The organism is Deltaproteobacteria bacterium (assembly GCA_020848745.1).
Taxonomy (GTDB): domain Bacteria; phylum Desulfobacterota; class Binatia; order UTPRO1; family UTPRO1; genus UTPRO1.
This window is the reverse complement of record JADLHM010000021.1, coordinates 1-15,683: the sequence shown is the minus strand read 5'-3', so window position 1 is coordinate 15,683 and position 15,683 is coordinate 1. Positions and strand designations below refer to the sequence as shown.

The following is a 15,683-nucleotide window of genomic DNA, read 5'->3' as shown; positions in this document are numbered from 1 at the left end:
GGGGCGACGCGCTACGCGAGCGGCTTGGCCTCGTCGATCAGCATCACGGGGATGTCGTCGATGATGGGGTACTCGAGGCGGCAGGGCTGACAGACGAGCCCGGTTCCGGCGGCGTTCAGCGCCACCGGCTGCTTGCACTTCGGACACGCGAGTATGTCGAGCAACTCCTGGCTGATCGGCATGGCTACCTCCTCGGGCGACGTCGCCCCTCCACGGACGCCCTCGCCCGGGTCGCGGACGCGCGCCGCCGCTCTGCAGACGCGCGCCGGCGCTGCGGGGGCGCGCGTCGCGCGTCCTCTATAATCCAGTCGGCGGCGGCGCGAAAGTTCGCGGCGACGTGCGCGATCGGCACGTCGGGCGGGAGCGCGGTCTCGGTGACGCGGCCGTGCCCGGTTCGCACGAGCACGCCGCGCGTGCGCGTCGCCGCCGCGAGGCCGAGGTCGACCGCGCCGTCGCCGACGCAGTAGCTGCGCGCGAGGTCGAGGCCGAGCTCGCGGGCGGCGCGCTCGACCAGCCCGGGACGCGGCTTGCGGCAGCGGCACCGCCGCCGGAAAGGGGGCGCGCCGACCGTCGGATGGTGCGGGCAGACGTAGATGGCGGTCAACTGCGCGCCGGCGCGTCCGAGACGGCGCACGATCGCGTCGTGGATCCGCGCCAGGGTGCGTGGCGGTACGAGGCCGCGCGCGACGCCGGATTGGTTGGTCACGACGACCACGGCGAAGCCGGCGGCGTCGAGGCGGCGGACGGCGCGCGCGGCGCCGCCGACGAGGCGGAGATCTGCGACGCGACGGAGGTAGTGACGCTCGTGGTTCAAGGTGCCGTCGCGGTCCACGAAGACCGCGGGCATGAGGCGCGCGCGGGGCGCGCCGCGGCGTGGGGCCCTCACGCGGGGTCCACGCCGGCGTCGCCGATCACGTGCGTCACGAGGGCGGCGCCGTCCTCCACCTCGACGCCGAGGCGGAGCGCCACCAGCTTGCCGCGCGCGAAGGGGAACGCCTCGAGCTTCACGAGGTCCTTCTCGGTCGTCACGATCAGGGCGACGTCCTTGGCCGCGGCGGCGATCGCTTGCCAATCGCGCGCGTCGTAGGGATGGTGGTCCGGATACTCGAGCACGTGCACCAGCTCGGCCTCCCAGGCGCGCAGCGCCTCGTAGAGCGGTGCCGGTCGCGCCACCGCGCTCACCGCCAGCACACGCTGCCCGGCGAGCGCGGCGAGCCCGATCTCCTGCCAGTCCGCGCCGACCGGCTGGACGAGGGCCGCCGGCGCGAAGCGGACCCGCAGCACCCGCTGGTCCGGGAATGCGGACGCCGGCAGCGCGGCCGCGTCGTCGCCGTGCTGGCGCACCAGCACCACGTGCGCCCGCCCGAGGGCGCGCAGCGGCTCGCGCAGGGGTCCGACCGGGAGCAGGCGCCCGAGTCCGCCGCGCTCGCCCGCGTCCACGAGGACCAGGTCGAGGTCGCGGCGGAGCGCGCGGTGCTGGAAGGCGTCGTCGCAGACGAGGAGGCGGCTCCCGAAGGTCGCGATCGCGAGCGCCGCGGCCGCCGCCCGATCGGCCCCGGCGACGACCGGGACGCCGCTCGTGCGGGCGAGCATGACCGCCTCGTCGCCGGCGCGCGCCACGTCGCTCGTGACGCGCACGCCGTCGCCGACGACGTGGGCGGCGCGTTCCCTGCCCCCGTAGCCGCGGGTGAGGATCGCGACCGGCACCCCGCGGGCGTGGACGCGACTCGCGAGCCAGCGGGTGAACGGCGTCTTGCCGGTCCCGCCGACGCGGACGTTGCCGACGCTCACCGTGCGCACGGCGGCGGCGTGGCTCCGCAGCACGCCGGCGCGGTACGCGGCGTTGCGGACGCCGATGCCGGCCGCGTAGAGGCCGGCAGCCGGCGCGAGGAGGACGCGACCGAGGCGCGCCGCGATCCCGGTGCCGTCCCAGAGGCGCTCGACGGCGCGTGCGGCGTCGCTCATGCGTTCCGCCCTTGCGCTGCGAGCGTGCCGCGGACGATCGCGAGGGTCACGGCGAGCGGCCCCCGCTGCTCGCCGACGAGCGCGGCTGCGCGCGCGCCCGCGGCCGCCGCGGCCACGGGATCGAGGAAGCGCTCGGGCAGGCGCGCGACGAGGTCGGCGGTGTCGGCGGCGTGCAGGAGCGCGGCGCCCGCCGCGAGGCGCGCCACGTCCGCCGCGACGTTCGCCACGTTCGGACCGACGGCGACGGGCGTGCCGACCGCCGCGGGCTCGAGCACGTTGTGGCCCCCGGTCGCGTCGAGGGTGCCGCCGACGAACGCGAAACGGGCGCCCCGGTAGAGGCCGGCGAGCTCGCCGAGCGTGTCGAGGAGCAGCACGGGCGCGTCGGCGGGCCAGCGCGCGGTCGCGGGCGGGCCGAGCGTCGAGCGCCGGACGAGTCCGCAGCCGCGCGCAGCGACGACGCGTTCGATCTCCGCCAGGCGATCGAGCTTGCGGGGCGCGAGGAGGAGGCGCGCCCGCGGCGCGCGGGCGCGGATGCGCGCGAAGGCGTCGAGCAGAACCTCGTCCTCGCCGGGATGCGTGCTCGCGGCGACGAGCACCGGCGCGTCGTCGACGCCGAGGCTCGCGAGCGTCGGGCCCGCCGCCGTGTCGTCGTCGAGGGGGCCCGCGGTCTTCAAGCTCCCCGTCACGACGACGCGCGTTGCGGGGACGCCGAGCGCCACCAGCCGACGCGCGCTCTCGAGCGTCTGGACGCCGAACCAACGGACGCTCGCGAGCGCGGGGGCGAAGAGCCACCGCCAGCGGCGGTAGCGGGCGAACGCGGCGGCGGAAACGCGGCCGCTCACCATGATCGCCGGAATGCGGCGTGTCGCCAACGCGGCGAGGAAGTTCGGCCAGAGCTCCGTCTCACTGAAGAGGACCAGACGCGGCCGCACCCGGTCGAGGGCGCGGGTGACGACACGCGGGACGTCGAGCGGAAAGAGCACGTACGCGTCGGCGTCGGGCGCCCGCGCCGCGGCGGCGGTACGTCCGCCGAGGGTCATGCTGCTCACCACGAGGCGGTCGTCTGGATGCTCGTGACGGAGCGCGCGGACGACGGGCGCGAGCGCCGTGAGCTCACCGACCGACGCGCCATGGATCCAGATCGCGCGCTGGTCGCTCGGCGTCGCGGGAATGCGCGCGAAGCGCTCGCCGATCCCGGTACGCCACTCGCGGCGGAGGGCCAGCGCGGCCAGCCCCACGGGCGCGAGCGCGACGGCCGCGGTCGTCATGGCGGCGTTCAGCATCCGCAGGCGGCGCTGCCACCCGCGCGCGTCCTCGAGCGCGGCGGTCGGCGCGGCGGTCAGTATTGCCAGCGGCCCTTGGCGTAGCGGAAGATCTCGGTGACGTCGGTCTGCTCGACGATCGTACCCGCCGCACCCATCGCCGCCGACTCGGTCGGCCCTTCCTTGCGGTACTTGATCTCGCGGTAGGTGATCTTGCCGATCGGGTCCTTGCCGGGCTCCTCGCGGGCGATGCACGTCCGCTCGGTGCCGTAGCTGAGGTACTCGCCGGTCACTCCGGCGCCGCCCTTCGCCCAGGTGATGTGGGCCGAGTTGAAGGTGTTCCGTTCCTGGAGCTTCCGCATCCAGGTGTCGCAGAAGGTGCGGAACTCGCGGACGTCCTCCCCTTCCACCATAGCCTGCACGGCTTCCTTCGGGCCGAGCGGCTGGGAGGCGGCCGGCTTCTTCGCGCGGGCGGCCTTCTTGACGGCGGGCTTCGCGTCGGCGGCGCGGGCACCGGCGCCCGTCGCCAGGGCGAGCGCGAGCGCCGTGGTGAGCGCAAGAGCGCGGGACGCGCCGCGTGCCTTCGGCATGGCGCCCGTCATACTAACGACGATCCGGGCTTGCAATTCGCGGCGCCGGGCCCGTTCCCGCCCACGCGCGCCTCCGCTTCGACGCGGGCGCGCTCGAGCTCGTGCTCGAGGCGGGCCCGGGCGGCCTCGAGGTCGGTGTCGCTCGCGTCGCCGGCGACGCGAACCGGGGTGCCGACCACGAACGTGATGCGCGAGCCGGGGTACGGCAGTACCATGCGGTCCCAGCTCCCGAGGCGGCGGTGCCAGCGGGCGGCGGCGCCGACCGGAACGATCGTGGCGCCGGTCGCGCGCGCCGTCTGCACCACGCCGAGCTTCGCGAGCCGGCGCGGGCCGCGCGGGCCGTCCGGCGTCCAGGCGAGGCTCGCGCCTTCGCGGTAGGCGGCGAGGACCCGGCGGAGCGCGCCGCGCCCGCCGCGCGTCGACGAGCCGCGCACCGCCTCGATGCCGAGGGGTCGGACCGCGCGTGCGATCAGCTCGCCGTCGCGGTGCTGGCTGATCATGATGCAGACCCGGGGCCACCAACCGAAGCACGGCATCAGCACCAGGTGCTCGTGCCAGAACGCGACGATGAGGCGCTCGCCGGCGCGCCAGCGGTCGTAGAGGCCGTGGTCGTGGAGGAGCTCCTTGCGCGTCGTCCAACGCAGCAGGAGCAGGACGAGCGCGATCAGCCACGCGCCGAGCGGCACGAGGCGCTGCAGGAAGGCGCGACGCGCCCGGAGCTTCGCCACGCCGGGAGCTTCCCACAAGGTGCCGCCGAGAGCGAGGCGGCACCTCGTGGAAGAGGCTCTAGTGCAGCAGGCGGTCGGGGTCCGTCGCCGCCGGCGCGGGATCCTGGAACTGCAGGTCGTGGAGCTTGCGGTACTCGGCTCCGAGCGCCAGCAGCTCCTCGTGCGTGCCCTCCTCGACGATCTGCCCGCGCACCACGACGACGATGCGATCGGCGCGGCGGATCGTCGACAGCCGGTGCGCGATGACGAGCGTCGTACGGTTCACCATGAGGCGTTCGAGCGCCTGCTGCACCAGCCGCTCCGACTCGGTGTCGAGCGCGGACGTCGCCTCGTCGAGGATCAAGATCGGCGCGTCCTTGAGAAGCGCGCGGGCGATCGCGAGCCGCTGCCGCTGTCCACCCGAGAGCGTGACGCCGAGCTCGCCGATGGGGGTGTCGTAGCCCTGCGGCAGCGCGGTGACGAACTCGTGGGCGTTCGCCGCCTTGGCGGCCGCGACGACGTCGGCCAGGGATTTCCCGGGGTCGCCGTAGGCGACGTTCGCGCGGACGGTGTCGTTGAAGAGGAAGGTGAACTGCGTGACGATCGCGATCTGGGCGCGCAGCGAGCGCAGCGTGTAGTCGCGGACGTCGACGCCGTCGATCGCGATGCGGCCCTCGGTCACGTCGTAGAAGCGCGGGATGAGGTCGGCGAGCGTGCTCTTGCCGCCGCCGCTCATGCCGACGAGGGCGACGACCTCGCCCGCGTGGATCGTGAGGTCCACGTCCTTCAGCACCGGCTCGGCTCCGTAGCGGAACCCGACGCGCTCGAACACGATCCCGCGGCGCATGGCCGAGAGGGCGCGCGCGCCGGGCCGATCCGCCACCTCGGGTTCGGTGTCGAGCAGCTCGAAGACGCGCTCCGCGCCCGCGACGCCTTGCTGGATGGTCGCGTTCGACTTGGCGAGGCGCTTGAACGGCTCGTACAGGAGGAACATCGCGGTCAGGAACGCGAGGAAGGACCCCTGGCTCCGGCCGCCCGCGATGACGGTCGTGCCGCCGTACCAGACGACTCCGCCGATCGCGAAGGCCGCCAGCACCTCGAGCGCGGGCGTCGTGAGCGCTTTGATCATGCTCGCCTTCATGTAGAGGCGGTAGAGCCGGCGGTTCTCGGCCTGGAAGCGCTCGCGTTCGTAGTCCTCCATCCCGAAGGCCTTCACGACCCGGTTGCCCTGCACGGTTTCCTGGAGGAGCGCCGTGAGGAGTCCGAGAGTGCGCTGGCCGCGCTTGCTGAAGCGGCGCAGGCGCTGCGAGAGCTTCACGATGGGCAGCACCGACGCCGGGAACACGAGGAACGCGATCAGGGCGAGCGTCGGGTCCTTGTAGAAGGCGACGACGACGAGCGCGACGAGCGAGGTCGTGTCGCGCATCACCGACGCGACCGCGTCGGTCAGCGCCGTTCGCACGAGCGCCACGTCGTTGCTGACGCGCGACAGGATGTCGCCCGTCGGCGTCCGATTGAAGAACGAGAGGGAGAGGCGCTGGATGTGCTGGTTCAACTCGTCGCGCAGGTCGCAGATGATCCGCTGGCCGACGAGATCCATGAGGTAGCTCTGCGCGAAGCTCGTGATGCCGCGGAACAAGAAGATCAACACGATCGCGACCGGCAGGAGCCGGAGCGCCGTCGTCTTGTGGGCGGCGAAGATGTCGTCGAACACGCGCTCCACGAGGAGCGGCAGCACGCCGGTCGTCGCGCTGAAGAGGAGCATCGCCACCATCGCGCCCGTGAACCACGGCCAGAGGTAGGGACGGAGATAGCGCAGCAGCCGGAGATAGGTAGCGCCGGATCCGCGCGCCGCCGGGGCCGTTTCGGAGCTCACGCGAGCATCTCCGCGGCGATCGCGGCGGCCCGCTCCGCGGCGCCGCCGCCGCCGAGCGCGGGACGGATCTCGGCGAGCGCCTGGCGGGTCGCGGCGGTGTACGCCGGGTCGTCGAGGAAGCGCTCGGCCTCGGCGACCATGCGGTCGGCCGTCGCCGCGTCTTGGATGAGCTCGGGGACGACGCCGCGGCCGGCGATCAGGTTCGGCATGCCGATGAACGGGACCGACACGAGCCGGCGCGCGAGCGCGTAGGTCAGGGGCGCGGTGCGGTACACGATCACCATCGGACGTTCCAAGAGGGCCGTCTCCAGGGTTGCCGTGCCGGATGCCACGATTGCCACGTCGCTCGCGTGCACCAGGTCGTAGGTTTCGCCGCGCGCCACCGGAAACGGCAGCGCGGCGCCGCGCATGCTAACGCCGATGTCGGCCTCGCTCAACGTGTCGGCGAGGGCGAGCATGCACTGGACGTCGCCCCGCGCGGTGAGCCGCGCCGCCGCCTCGGCCATCGCCGGGAGCAGGAGCTGCATCTCCTTGGCGCGGCTTCCCGGGAGGAGCGCGACCAGGCGCTTGGCGGGGTCGAGGCCGTGGGCGGCGACGAACGCGGCGCGGTCCCGGCCGACCCGCACGAGGTCGAGGAGCGGATGGCCGACGAAGTCGGCGCGCGCACCCGAGCCGGCGTAGACCGGCACCTCGAACGGAAACACGACGGCGAGGCGGCTCACGCGCCGCGCGATCTTCCGCACCCGGCCGCGGCGCCACGCCCAGACCTGCGGGCTGATGTAATAGAGGACCGGGACGCCGGCGCGTCTGGCGACTCCCGCCAGCGCCAGGTTGAACTCGGCGAAGTCGATGAGGATCAGGAGGTCGGGGTGCTCCTCGCGGACGATGCGGCGCACGCGGCGGTAGGCCCGCCAGAGCGCGCCGAGCCGTTCGCGCGCCTCGACGAGGCCCATCGTGGCGAGTGTCCCCGCGTCGATCAGCGTGTCCATGCCGGCGGCGCGCAGGCGGGCACCGCCGATCCCGCGCACCCGGACGCCGGGCAGGCGGCGCCGGAGCGCGGCGACCAGGTCCGCGCCGTGCATGTCGCCGGACGCCTCGCCGGCCACGAGCACGACGTCGCGGCCCGCGCCCGCCGAGGCCGGCTGCGCGGTCACGCGGGCGACTCGAGCGCCGCCGCGATGCGCTCGGCGAGCTCGAGGGCGCGCAGGCCCTCGCGGCCGCTCACGAGCGGCGTGGCGCGCGTGCGGACGGCGTCGACGAACGCGGCGATCTCGTCGCGCAGTGGGTCGCCCTGCCCCGCGTCGTGCTCGTCGGCGACGATGCCCGGGAGGCCGCCCGGCGTGGCGCTCGCCTCGCGCCGCACGATGCGCACGCGCCGCTGGTCGTAGTCGATCGCGACGTACGCGTCGGGCTGGAAGAGGCGCAGCATGCGCTCGCGCTTCATCGAGACGCGGCTCGCCGTCACGTTCGCGATGCAGCCGTTCGCGAAGCGGATGCGCGCGTTCGCGATGTCGACCCGCGGCGTCAGGACCGGGACGCCGACGGCCTCGACGCTCTCGACCTCGGCCGCGACGAAGCTCTGGATGACGTCGAGGTCGTGGATCATGAGGTCGCGGATCACGTCGACGTCGGTGCCGCGCTCGACGAAGGGAGCGAGGCGGTGGCATTCGAGGAACTTCGGCTCGGTGATGACGGCCTGTGCGGCGCGGAGCGCCGGATTGAAGCGCTCGAGGTGGCCGACCTGGAGGATGCGCCCGCGCTCGGCCGCGGCGCGCACGAGGGCGGCGCCCTCGGCCGCGGTGGAGGCGAGCGGCTTCTCGACCAGGAGGTCGATGCCGGCGGTGAGCAGGTCGCGGCCGATCTCGGCGTGCGCTCCGGTCGGGACCGCGACACTCGCGCAGTCGACGCGGCCGGCGAGGGCGCGGTGGTCGTCGGCGACGGCGACGCCGAACACGTCCGCGACCTCGCGCGCGCGCGCCGCGTCGCGGTCGACCACGGCGACGAGCGCGACACCCGGGAGCGCCGCGTATTTCTCCGCGTGGAACCGCCCCAGATGCCCCACCCCCACCACGGCCGCGCGCAGTGGATTCGTCGTCGCCGCCGAGTCCAACGCGCCCCGCGTAGCACGATCACGCGCCGCCGACCATCGCGCCCCGGAGGCGGGTAGTGTCTCAGTTCGATCCTCGCGCGGCGGAGCGATCGGTGGCAGCAGGCGGGCGGGTCGGGGACGGGCCCTACGGTCGCGGGGTCGCTGACGCCCAGCGCGTAAGGCCCGCCGGCGCTTCTCCGCTCTGCGGTCAAGCGAGCTGCCGCTCCCCGGGCCCGTCCCCGACCCGCCCGCCTGCTGCATCCTTTCGATCCTCAGGACCCTGTCGATCCGCCTCGATCCGTCGCGACGTGCGCCCTGCGATGCGGGACGAGTCCGCGCGCCGCATCCGCCGAGCCTCGTGTGAGTCGAATCGCCGGCGGGTGGGTCCGGGATCGCTTCGGGGAGCCGCAGCTCGCGTATTGCGCAAGGCGGAGAAACGCCGGCGGGCTTTACGCGCCGGGTGGGAGCGACCCGGCGACCGTAGAAGCGATCCCGGACCCACTCGCCGGCGACACCCAAGACAGCTCGCCGCACACCGACACTCGGGATCACTATCAGACTGCGACACTATCCGGAGCCGCGGTGGGCCGCTCCGGGCGCCGCACGAAGGCGGCCGACGGGACCGCGGCGCGTCGGCTACGCCGCGGCCGTGAGGCCGTGGCGGAGGGCGTACATCACGAGGCCGATCCGATCGCGCACCCCGAGCTTCTGGAAGACGCTGGTCAGGTTCGTGCGCACGGTCCGCTCGCTGATCGAGAGCTGCTCGGCGACCTCCTTGTTCTTCTTGCCGGCGGCTACCAGGCGCACGATCTCGAGCTCCCGGTCGGTCAGGCCGTCGTCGCGGTCGATCGTGATGTTCTCGCCGGCGTCGCCGCTGCGCGCGAGCTCGGCCACCAGGACGCCGCGCATGCGAGGGTCCATCCAGGTCTCGCCGCGACACACGGAGCGGATCGCCTGCACGAGCGTGGTGCGCGCCGAGTCCTTGAGCACGACACCGCGGGCGCCGAGCTTGAAGGCGCGCACGTGTTCCTCCATCTCGTCGCACGCGGTCAGCACGATGACCGTCGTGTTGGGGCTGATCCGGCAGATCGCCGGGATCGCGTCGAGACCGCTTCCCTGCGGCATGCGGATGTCGAGGAGCAACACGTCCGGCTTCGTCTCCCACATCAGCTCGACGATGTCCTCGGCGCTCTCGACGTCGGCGATGACCTCGAAGTCGTCCTCCATGCCGAGGATGGTGCGGAGCCCGTCGCGGAACAGCGTGTGGTCGTCGACGATGACGACGCGGCGGCGTCGTGGCTGGATGTTCATGCGGTCCTCCTGCTTCGCGTCGATGCCGATTCCGTCGATGTGGCCGGGACGACGACGTGGATCTCGACCCCGCGGCCGGCCGGACTGCGGACGCGCAGCGTGCCCCCGAGCGACGCGGTGCGCTCGCGGATGGACCAGGGCACCACGTGCGGCTGCACGACCCCGTCGGCGCCGACCGACCCGGAGGACGGCTTGAAGCCGCGCCCGTTGTCCTGGATGAGCAGCGAGCAGTGCGGCCCGTAGACGGTGAGCTTCACCGTCGCCTCCTTGGCCGAGCCGTGACGAACGGCGTTGCGCAAAGCCTCGCGCACGATCTGCGTGAGCTCGTATGCGGTCGAGGGCGGCAGCTCCGCCTCGTCGGCCGGCAGCTCGAGCGCGACCCGCAAGCGCTCCCGGATCGAGAACTCCGCCGCCACTTGCTCGAGCGTCGTCCGCAGGTCGTGGGCCTCGCGGCTCGAGCTCCGCAGCACGTTCAGGTAGTGCCGGACCTCGCGATACCCGCGTTCGACCGTCTGCTGCAGCTCGGCGAGCTCGCGCGGGACCCGGGCGGGATCCTTCTCGATCATCTTGAGGCAGGCCTCGGCGCGGAGATCGATGCCGGCGAGCGACTGGATGAAGCCGTCGTGCAGGTCGCGCGCGATGCGGGCGCGCTCTTCCAGCACGGCGACCTCCTCGGCCTTCGCCTGCAGGCGGGCCGCCTCGAAGGCCGCCGCCGCCTGGCCGACGACGAGCAGCAGGAACTCCATGTCTTCGCGCGCGAACTTCGGCCGCCGCTTGCGCAGCACCATGGCCCGGCCGCGGAGCTCGCGCTGAATCAGGATCGGCACCATGAGGAGCGCCTGATCCGAGCCGCTCGCCGGCAGGCGCGCGTCGCCGGCCACGACCTTCCGCTGGGTGGCACCGCTCACGACGTCGTAGCAGAGCGCGCTGAGCCCGCGCGGGTCGGAGGTGTTGCAGAAGAACGCCTCGGTCGAGCTCGCGAACGGCAAGGGATAGGGATCGGTTTCGGAGATGCGGAGCCCGACCTTCAGGCGCCCGCCCGTCCGGTCCATGTCCCACGTGAAGTAGCGCCGGCTTTCGGGGTCGCGCAGGACGACGACGCCGCGCGGGGCGTCGTAGTGGCGCAGGATGCGCCGCATGATGTGGGTGAGCGCCCAGCCTGGCGGGCGTCCCGGCCGGATGGCGGTGGTGAGATCGAGCATCACGCCGAGCTTCTGCTTCGAGCGCCGCTCGTGTTCGCCGAGATACGCGATCAGGTACCCGAGCGCCACCAGGTAGATCGGCCGGAAGAAGTGCGCGCGCTGCACGCTGAAGAAGTCGGGCTCGAGCCAGCGGCTCGCGACGAAGATCAACACCGGGTAGAGGCCGGCGAGGAAGATCGTGACCGGCGCCGACGCCCGGAAGCCCCAGCGCACGCTGACGCTGGCGATCACGAAGAGATTCAGGAGGAAGAACGGGGTCGCGCCGCGCTCGGTGAACAGCGTGATCAGTACGCCGTACACCATGTCGAGTACGACCGAGTACGGCCCGACCTTGCGGCCGCGGACGACCTCGCTCCGGACGAGGAGGAAGAGCACGAGGCTCACGGCGACGTACGAGCCGACGAGCGGATAGGCGACCACCGGCCAGAGGGGCGCCTTCGGATCGACGATCATGATCGCGAAGGTCGCGGTTGCGAGCAGGACCCGGCAGAACGCGATGACCTTCTCGGTCGGCGAGATGCCGCCGAGGGTCAGCGTGGCGTCGGTGTCGAGAAACCTATGTTGGAACACGGGTCGCATGCGTCCGGACCTGAAGCCGCCAACGGTGGGGGCAGCAAGCGACATGCCAGATTGCACCGTGACGGATATGCGAGATCTCCCCGCGGCATCCTGCAAATGCGCACGATACGGAAAATCGGCATGCCCGGCGAGTTGCCGCCGCCGAAGAGCCCGAAGCTAGTCGATCGCAGCGCCCGGGTCTACACGAGGCGGGTCACTCGACGGCGACGATGGCGATCCCGGCCGCGTCGGCCGCGCGAATCATTTCTTCGCGGTCGATCATGAGGGTGCGGCCGGCTTCGAGCGCGAGGACGCGCGCGCCGACCTCGCGCATCACCTCGATCGTTGTCATGCCGACCGCCGGTACGTCGAAGCGCAGATCCTGGCCCGGCTTGCTGACCTTCACCACCACGATGCCGCCCCGCCCGAGCTCGCCGCCGCGCCGGATGGCGGCGTCGGTGCCCTCGATGCCCTCGACGGCGATCACGGTCCGCCGCTTCACCACCACGCTCTGCCCGACCTCGAACCGCCCCACCTCCCGCGCCACCTCGAGCCCGAAGCGGATGTCGTCCCACTCGCGGCTCTTCGGCGCCTTGCGGGTGAGGGTGCCGACCTGCGGCACCAGGTCGCCGAGAAAAAGCGTGGACGCGACGATCGTGATGCCGTCGTGCTCGAGTTCGCCCGCCACGCCGCGCAGCAGCACGTCGTCGCGCAGGCTCCGCGTCTTGGCGATGAAGGCGGCGCCGCGGAAGTCCGGCCGGAAGTCCGAGAGCTGTCGGGGCTTCCCGATGCCGCCCGCCATGACGGCGCGCTCGACGCCGGCGTGCTTGAAGGTGCGGATGATCTTGCCGAGCTCGCCGACGCGCACCCAGGTGAGGTGGCTCACGAGGTTCGCGATCTCGTCCGGCGTCTCGTGCTGGTGCGCGACGGCGACGACGTCTATCCCCGCGCGGCGGGCGGCCGCCGCGAAGAGCAGCGGAAAGCGCCCGTTGCCGGCGATGAGCCCGATGCGCTCAGTCGGCGCCATCGTCGTCACCGCCGGCCCGTCCCGCCGGACAGAGGCCGCGCTTGGATGCCGCGATGAACGCCAGCATGCGCGCGACGTCGGGGTACGCCCCGAGCTCCCGGGCGGTACGGGTCCGGGCCTCGGCGAGCGGCAGCCCGGCGTCGAAGAGGAGGCGATAGGCCTGCTTCACCACCCGGATGCGGGCGGCGTCGAAGCCGCGGCGGCGGAGCCCGACGACGTTCAGCCCCCGCAGCCGCGCGCGGTCGCCCGAGGCGTTGCAGAACGGCGGGACGTCGTGCGTGACCATGGCGCCGCCGCCGAGCAGCGCCGACTCCCCGATGTGGCAGAACTGGTGCACCGCCGCGAGGCCGCCCACGAACACGAAGTCCTCGAGCGTGACGTGGCCCGCGAGCGCCGAGCTGTTGGCGAGGATGCAGCGGCTCCCGATGCGCGAATCGTGGCCGACGTGGGCGTAGTTCATCACCAGGTTGTCGTCGCCGAGCTGCGTGAGCATCCCGCCTCCGGTCGTCCCCGGATTCAGGGTCGCGAACTCGCGGATGATGTTGCGGTCGCCGAGGACGAGCCGGCTCGGCTCGCCGCGGTACTTCAGATCTTGGGGCTCGGCGCCGACGCTCGCGAACTGGAAGATCCGGTTGGCGGCGCCGATCGTGGTGTGTCCGTCGAGGACCGCGTGCGGGCCGACCGAGGTCCGGTCGCCGAGCCGGACGTGCGCGCCGATCACCGCGTACGGTCCGATCCGCACGCCGACGCCGAGCGCCGCGCCGGGCGCGAGCACCGCGGTCGGATGGATGGCCGGTCCGGCGGGCGCGCGCACCGCGAGGTCGAAATCGGTCTCCGCGACGACCGCGGCGCCAACGCGGACGCGGCCCCGCAAGCGCCACTGCTCGGCGGTGCGCGTGGCGACGGCGACCTCGATCTCGAGCACGTCGCCGGGAACCACCGGCTGCCGGAAGCGGACGCGCTCGAGGCCGGTGACCGTGAGGCTCGTGCCATCGTCTGGCGGCGGGTCGGTGCGAGCCACGAGCAGCGCGCTCGCCTGGGCCATGGCCTCGCACATCAGGACGCCCGGCATGACCGGCCACCCCGGGAAGTGGCCGGCGAAGAAGGGCTCGCCCGCCGTCACGCCCTTGTGGGCGACGAGGCGGCGTCCCGCCTCGCAGACGACGACCCGGTCGATCAGACGGTGCGGGTAGCTCTGCGGAAGCAGGCGCGCGACGGCGGCGAAATCGACCGACTCGCCTTCCACCGCGGCCGCGCCGCCCTCGTCGTCACCCATGGCCGGACGGGCCGAGCGGGCTCCGTCAGCGCTTCGCGTCGAAGGCCTTGATCACCGATTCGGTGATGTCGATCGACTTCGACCCGTAGAGCACGGAGCTGCTCGAGTTCTCGAGAATGAGGGTGTAGCCCTCGCGCTCGCCGATCTCCTGGATCACGACGGCGAGATCCTTGAGGATGCTGCCGGTGAGCTCCTGGTCCTTCTTGCGGAGCTCGGCATCGGAGTCCTCGAGTTTGCGGCGGAGGTCGCGACGGCGGCGCTCGAAGTCCTCCAGCTTGGTCTTCTTCTGGTCCTCGCTGAGGACCGTGCTTTTCTTGTCGAGGTCGTCCTTCACGCGGTCGAGGGAGTCCTTCTCGGACTTCAAGCCGTTCTGCATCTTCTCGAACTCGCCCTTGAACTGATCCTTTGCCTTCTTGCCGGCGGTAGACTCGTTGAGCGCGCGCTGCAGGTCGACGATCCCGACCTTCATGTCGGCTGCGATCGCGCGGGCCGCGGGCAACGCGACCGCGAGCGGCGCGCCGAGGATGATGAGGAGGATGAGGGTGAAGCGTCGCATGAACGTATTCTCCTTGCCGCCTAGAGGGGGGCACCGAAGGAGAAGAGCACGACGCTCGTCTTGTCGTTGCTCTTCTTGTTCAAAGGAAAGCCGAACTCGATGCGGATCGGACCCATCGGCGATTGCCAGCGGACGCCGCCGCCGGCGGCGTAGCGCAGGTCGCCGATGTCCCACCCGTCCGAGTCGAGCCACGAGTTGCCGGCGTCGAAGAAGACGACGCCCTTCAGTCCGAGCGGCTCGACGATGGGGAAGATGATCTCGTTGTTCACGATGAACTGGCGGCTGCCGCCGACCGGGTCGGTGTTGATCTCCTCCGCTTGGGGGTTGAAGACGGCCTCGCGCGGGCCGAGCGTGCGGGTCTTGAAGCCGCGCACGGAATTGATGCCGCCCGGGAAGTAGCGCTCGTAGAGCGGCAGCTCGTGTCCGATCACGCCCGCGAAGCCGCGTCCGTAGCCGACCTGACCGGCGATCGAGTAGACGAAGGTGCCGAGCGACGGCGACTTGTAGATCGGCCAGTAGTGGCGTGTCCGGGCGTCGACCTTGACGAACTCGCTCTCGCCGCCGAGGCCCGCGTACTCGACGGAGAACTCCTGCGCGGACCCGCGCGTCGGATCGAAGAAGCTGTTCAGCGTGTTGCGGGTGATGAGCGGGCGGATCGAGCTCGTGATGCTCTGGCCCTCGGAGGCGACCACGGTCGGCGGCGAGTAGCGGTCCACGTCGCTGATCTCGGCCTGCTCGAAGCGGTACTCGGCGCCGATGCGGATCTCCTCGAGCGAGAGGACGTCGAAGAGTTTCTCGTAGCCGAGCGCGGTCAGCGGATAGAGGAAGCGCAGCCCGACGCCCGTGCCGCCGCGCGTGAAGTCGTCGTAGTCGAGGAGCCAGCGGAAGCCGTCGATGGTGCTGTTCAATGGGATGTCGAAGAGCCACGGCTCGGTGAAGCTCGCGATGAAGTTCTGGCGGCGGCTGCCGAAGTCGGCGTTCAGCACGGCGCGCTGGCCGCGCCCGAAGAGGTTGTTCTCCTGGATGCGGGCGTTGAAGAGCAGGCTGTCGGCGGAGCTGAATCCGGCGCCCGCGGTCAGCGAGCCGGTCTGTCCCTCCTTCACGTCGACCTGGAGGTTCAGCTTCTCCTCGCTGCGTCCGCGCTGGGTGGTGAGGTTCACCTCCTGGAAGAAGCCGAGGCGGTTCAGCGCGTCGCGGCTCTTCTTGAGCTTGGTGCCGGAGAAGCGCTCCTGCTCCTCGACCTTGAGCTCGCGCCGCAGCACCT

15 protein-coding genes are annotated in these 15,683 nt (G+C 72.2%); all 15 read right to left on the bottom strand.

Annotation, left to right across the window (positions count from 1 at the left end):
• Window positions 1–11: 11 nt before the first annotated feature.
• Complete coding sequence (locus IT293_02655; protein MCC6763539.1) at window positions 12–182, bottom strand: Trm112 family protein; 171 nt, start codon at window positions 180–182, stop codon at window positions 12–14.
• A gap of 2 nt (window positions 183–184) precedes the next feature.
• Window positions 185–886 carry an HAD-IIIA family hydrolase gene (locus IT293_02650; protein ID MCC6763538.1) on the bottom strand — a complete coding sequence of 234 codons (702 nt, stop codon included), beginning with the start codon at window positions 884–886 and terminating at the stop codon, window positions 185–187.
• The gene (lpxK, locus tag IT293_02645) at window positions 883–1,965 is read right to left on the bottom strand and encodes a tetraacyldisaccharide 4'-kinase (GenBank protein ID MCC6763537.1); all 1,083 of its coding nucleotides are present in this window, start codon (window positions 1,963–1,965) and stop codon (window positions 883–885) included. Before lpxK ends, IT293_02650 begins: the two co-directional genes overlap by 4 nt.
• A complete protein-coding gene (locus IT293_02640) occupies window positions 1,962–3,233 on the bottom strand; it encodes a 3-deoxy-D-manno-octulosonic acid transferase (protein MCC6763536.1) in 1,272 nt (423 codons plus the stop codon). Before IT293_02640 ends, lpxK begins: the two co-directional genes overlap by 4 nt.
• A gap of 71 nt (window positions 3,234–3,304) precedes the next feature.
• The gene (locus IT293_02635; GenBank protein MCC6763535.1) at window positions 3,305–3,817 is read right to left on the bottom strand and encodes a hypothetical protein; all 513 of its coding nucleotides are present in this window, start codon (window positions 3,815–3,817) and stop codon (window positions 3,305–3,307) included.
• Window positions 3,818–3,825: 8 nt separating this feature from the next.
• The gene (locus IT293_02630; protein MCC6763534.1) at window positions 3,826–4,545 is read right to left on the bottom strand and encodes a lysophospholipid acyltransferase family protein; all 720 of its coding nucleotides are present in this window, start codon (window positions 4,543–4,545) and stop codon (window positions 3,826–3,828) included.
• 58 nt (window positions 4,546–4,603) lie between these two features.
• Entirely contained in the window at window positions 4,604–6,400 is a 1,797-nt protein-coding gene (msbA, locus tag IT293_02625) for a lipid A export permease/ATP-binding protein MsbA (protein MCC6763533.1), read from the bottom strand.
• Window positions 6,397–7,482, bottom strand: coding sequence for a lipid-A-disaccharide synthase (gene lpxB / locus IT293_02620; GenBank protein ID MCC6763532.1), 1,086 nt, complete (start codon window positions 7,480–7,482; stop codon window positions 6,397–6,399). The genes msbA and lpxB overlap by 4 nt, the downstream gene beginning before the upstream one ends.
• A gap of 68 nt (window positions 7,483–7,550) precedes the next feature.
• Complete coding sequence (locus IT293_02615; protein MCC6763531.1) at window positions 7,551–8,750, bottom strand: Gfo/Idh/MocA family oxidoreductase; 1,200 nt, start codon at window positions 8,748–8,750, stop codon at window positions 7,551–7,553.
• Between the two features lie 375 nt (window positions 8,751–9,125).
• Window positions 9,126–9,800, bottom strand: a complete 675-nt coding sequence (locus IT293_02610) for a response regulator transcription factor (protein ID MCC6763530.1) — start codon at window positions 9,798–9,800, stop codon at window positions 9,126–9,128.
• On the bottom strand, window positions 9,797–11,572 hold the full coding sequence (locus IT293_02605; protein ID MCC6763529.1) for a sensor histidine kinase: 1,776 nt from the start codon (window positions 11,570–11,572) through the stop codon (window positions 9,797–9,799). The genes IT293_02610 and IT293_02605 overlap by 4 nt, the downstream gene beginning before the upstream one ends.
• A 202-nt stretch (window positions 11,573–11,774) precedes the next feature.
• Complete coding sequence (gene lpxI / locus IT293_02600) at window positions 11,775–12,587, bottom strand: UDP-2,3-diacylglucosamine diphosphatase LpxI (GenBank protein MCC6763528.1); 813 nt, start codon at window positions 12,585–12,587, stop codon at window positions 11,775–11,777.
• On the bottom strand, window positions 12,574–13,863 hold the full coding sequence (gene lpxA, locus IT293_02595) for an acyl-ACP--UDP-N-acetylglucosamine O-acyltransferase (GenBank protein ID MCC6763527.1): 1,290 nt from the start codon (window positions 13,861–13,863) through the stop codon (window positions 12,574–12,576). Before lpxA ends, lpxI begins: the two co-directional genes overlap by 14 nt.
• A 25-nt stretch (window positions 13,864–13,888) precedes the next feature.
• A complete protein-coding gene (locus IT293_02590) occupies window positions 13,889–14,419 on the bottom strand; it encodes an OmpH family outer membrane protein (protein ID MCC6763526.1) in 531 nt (176 codons plus the stop codon).
• Between the two features lie 20 nt (window positions 14,420–14,439).
• On the bottom strand, window positions 14,440–15,683 hold a 1,244-nt coding region (gene bamA, locus IT293_02585; GenBank protein MCC6763525.1), incomplete at its 5' end, for an outer membrane protein assembly factor BamA.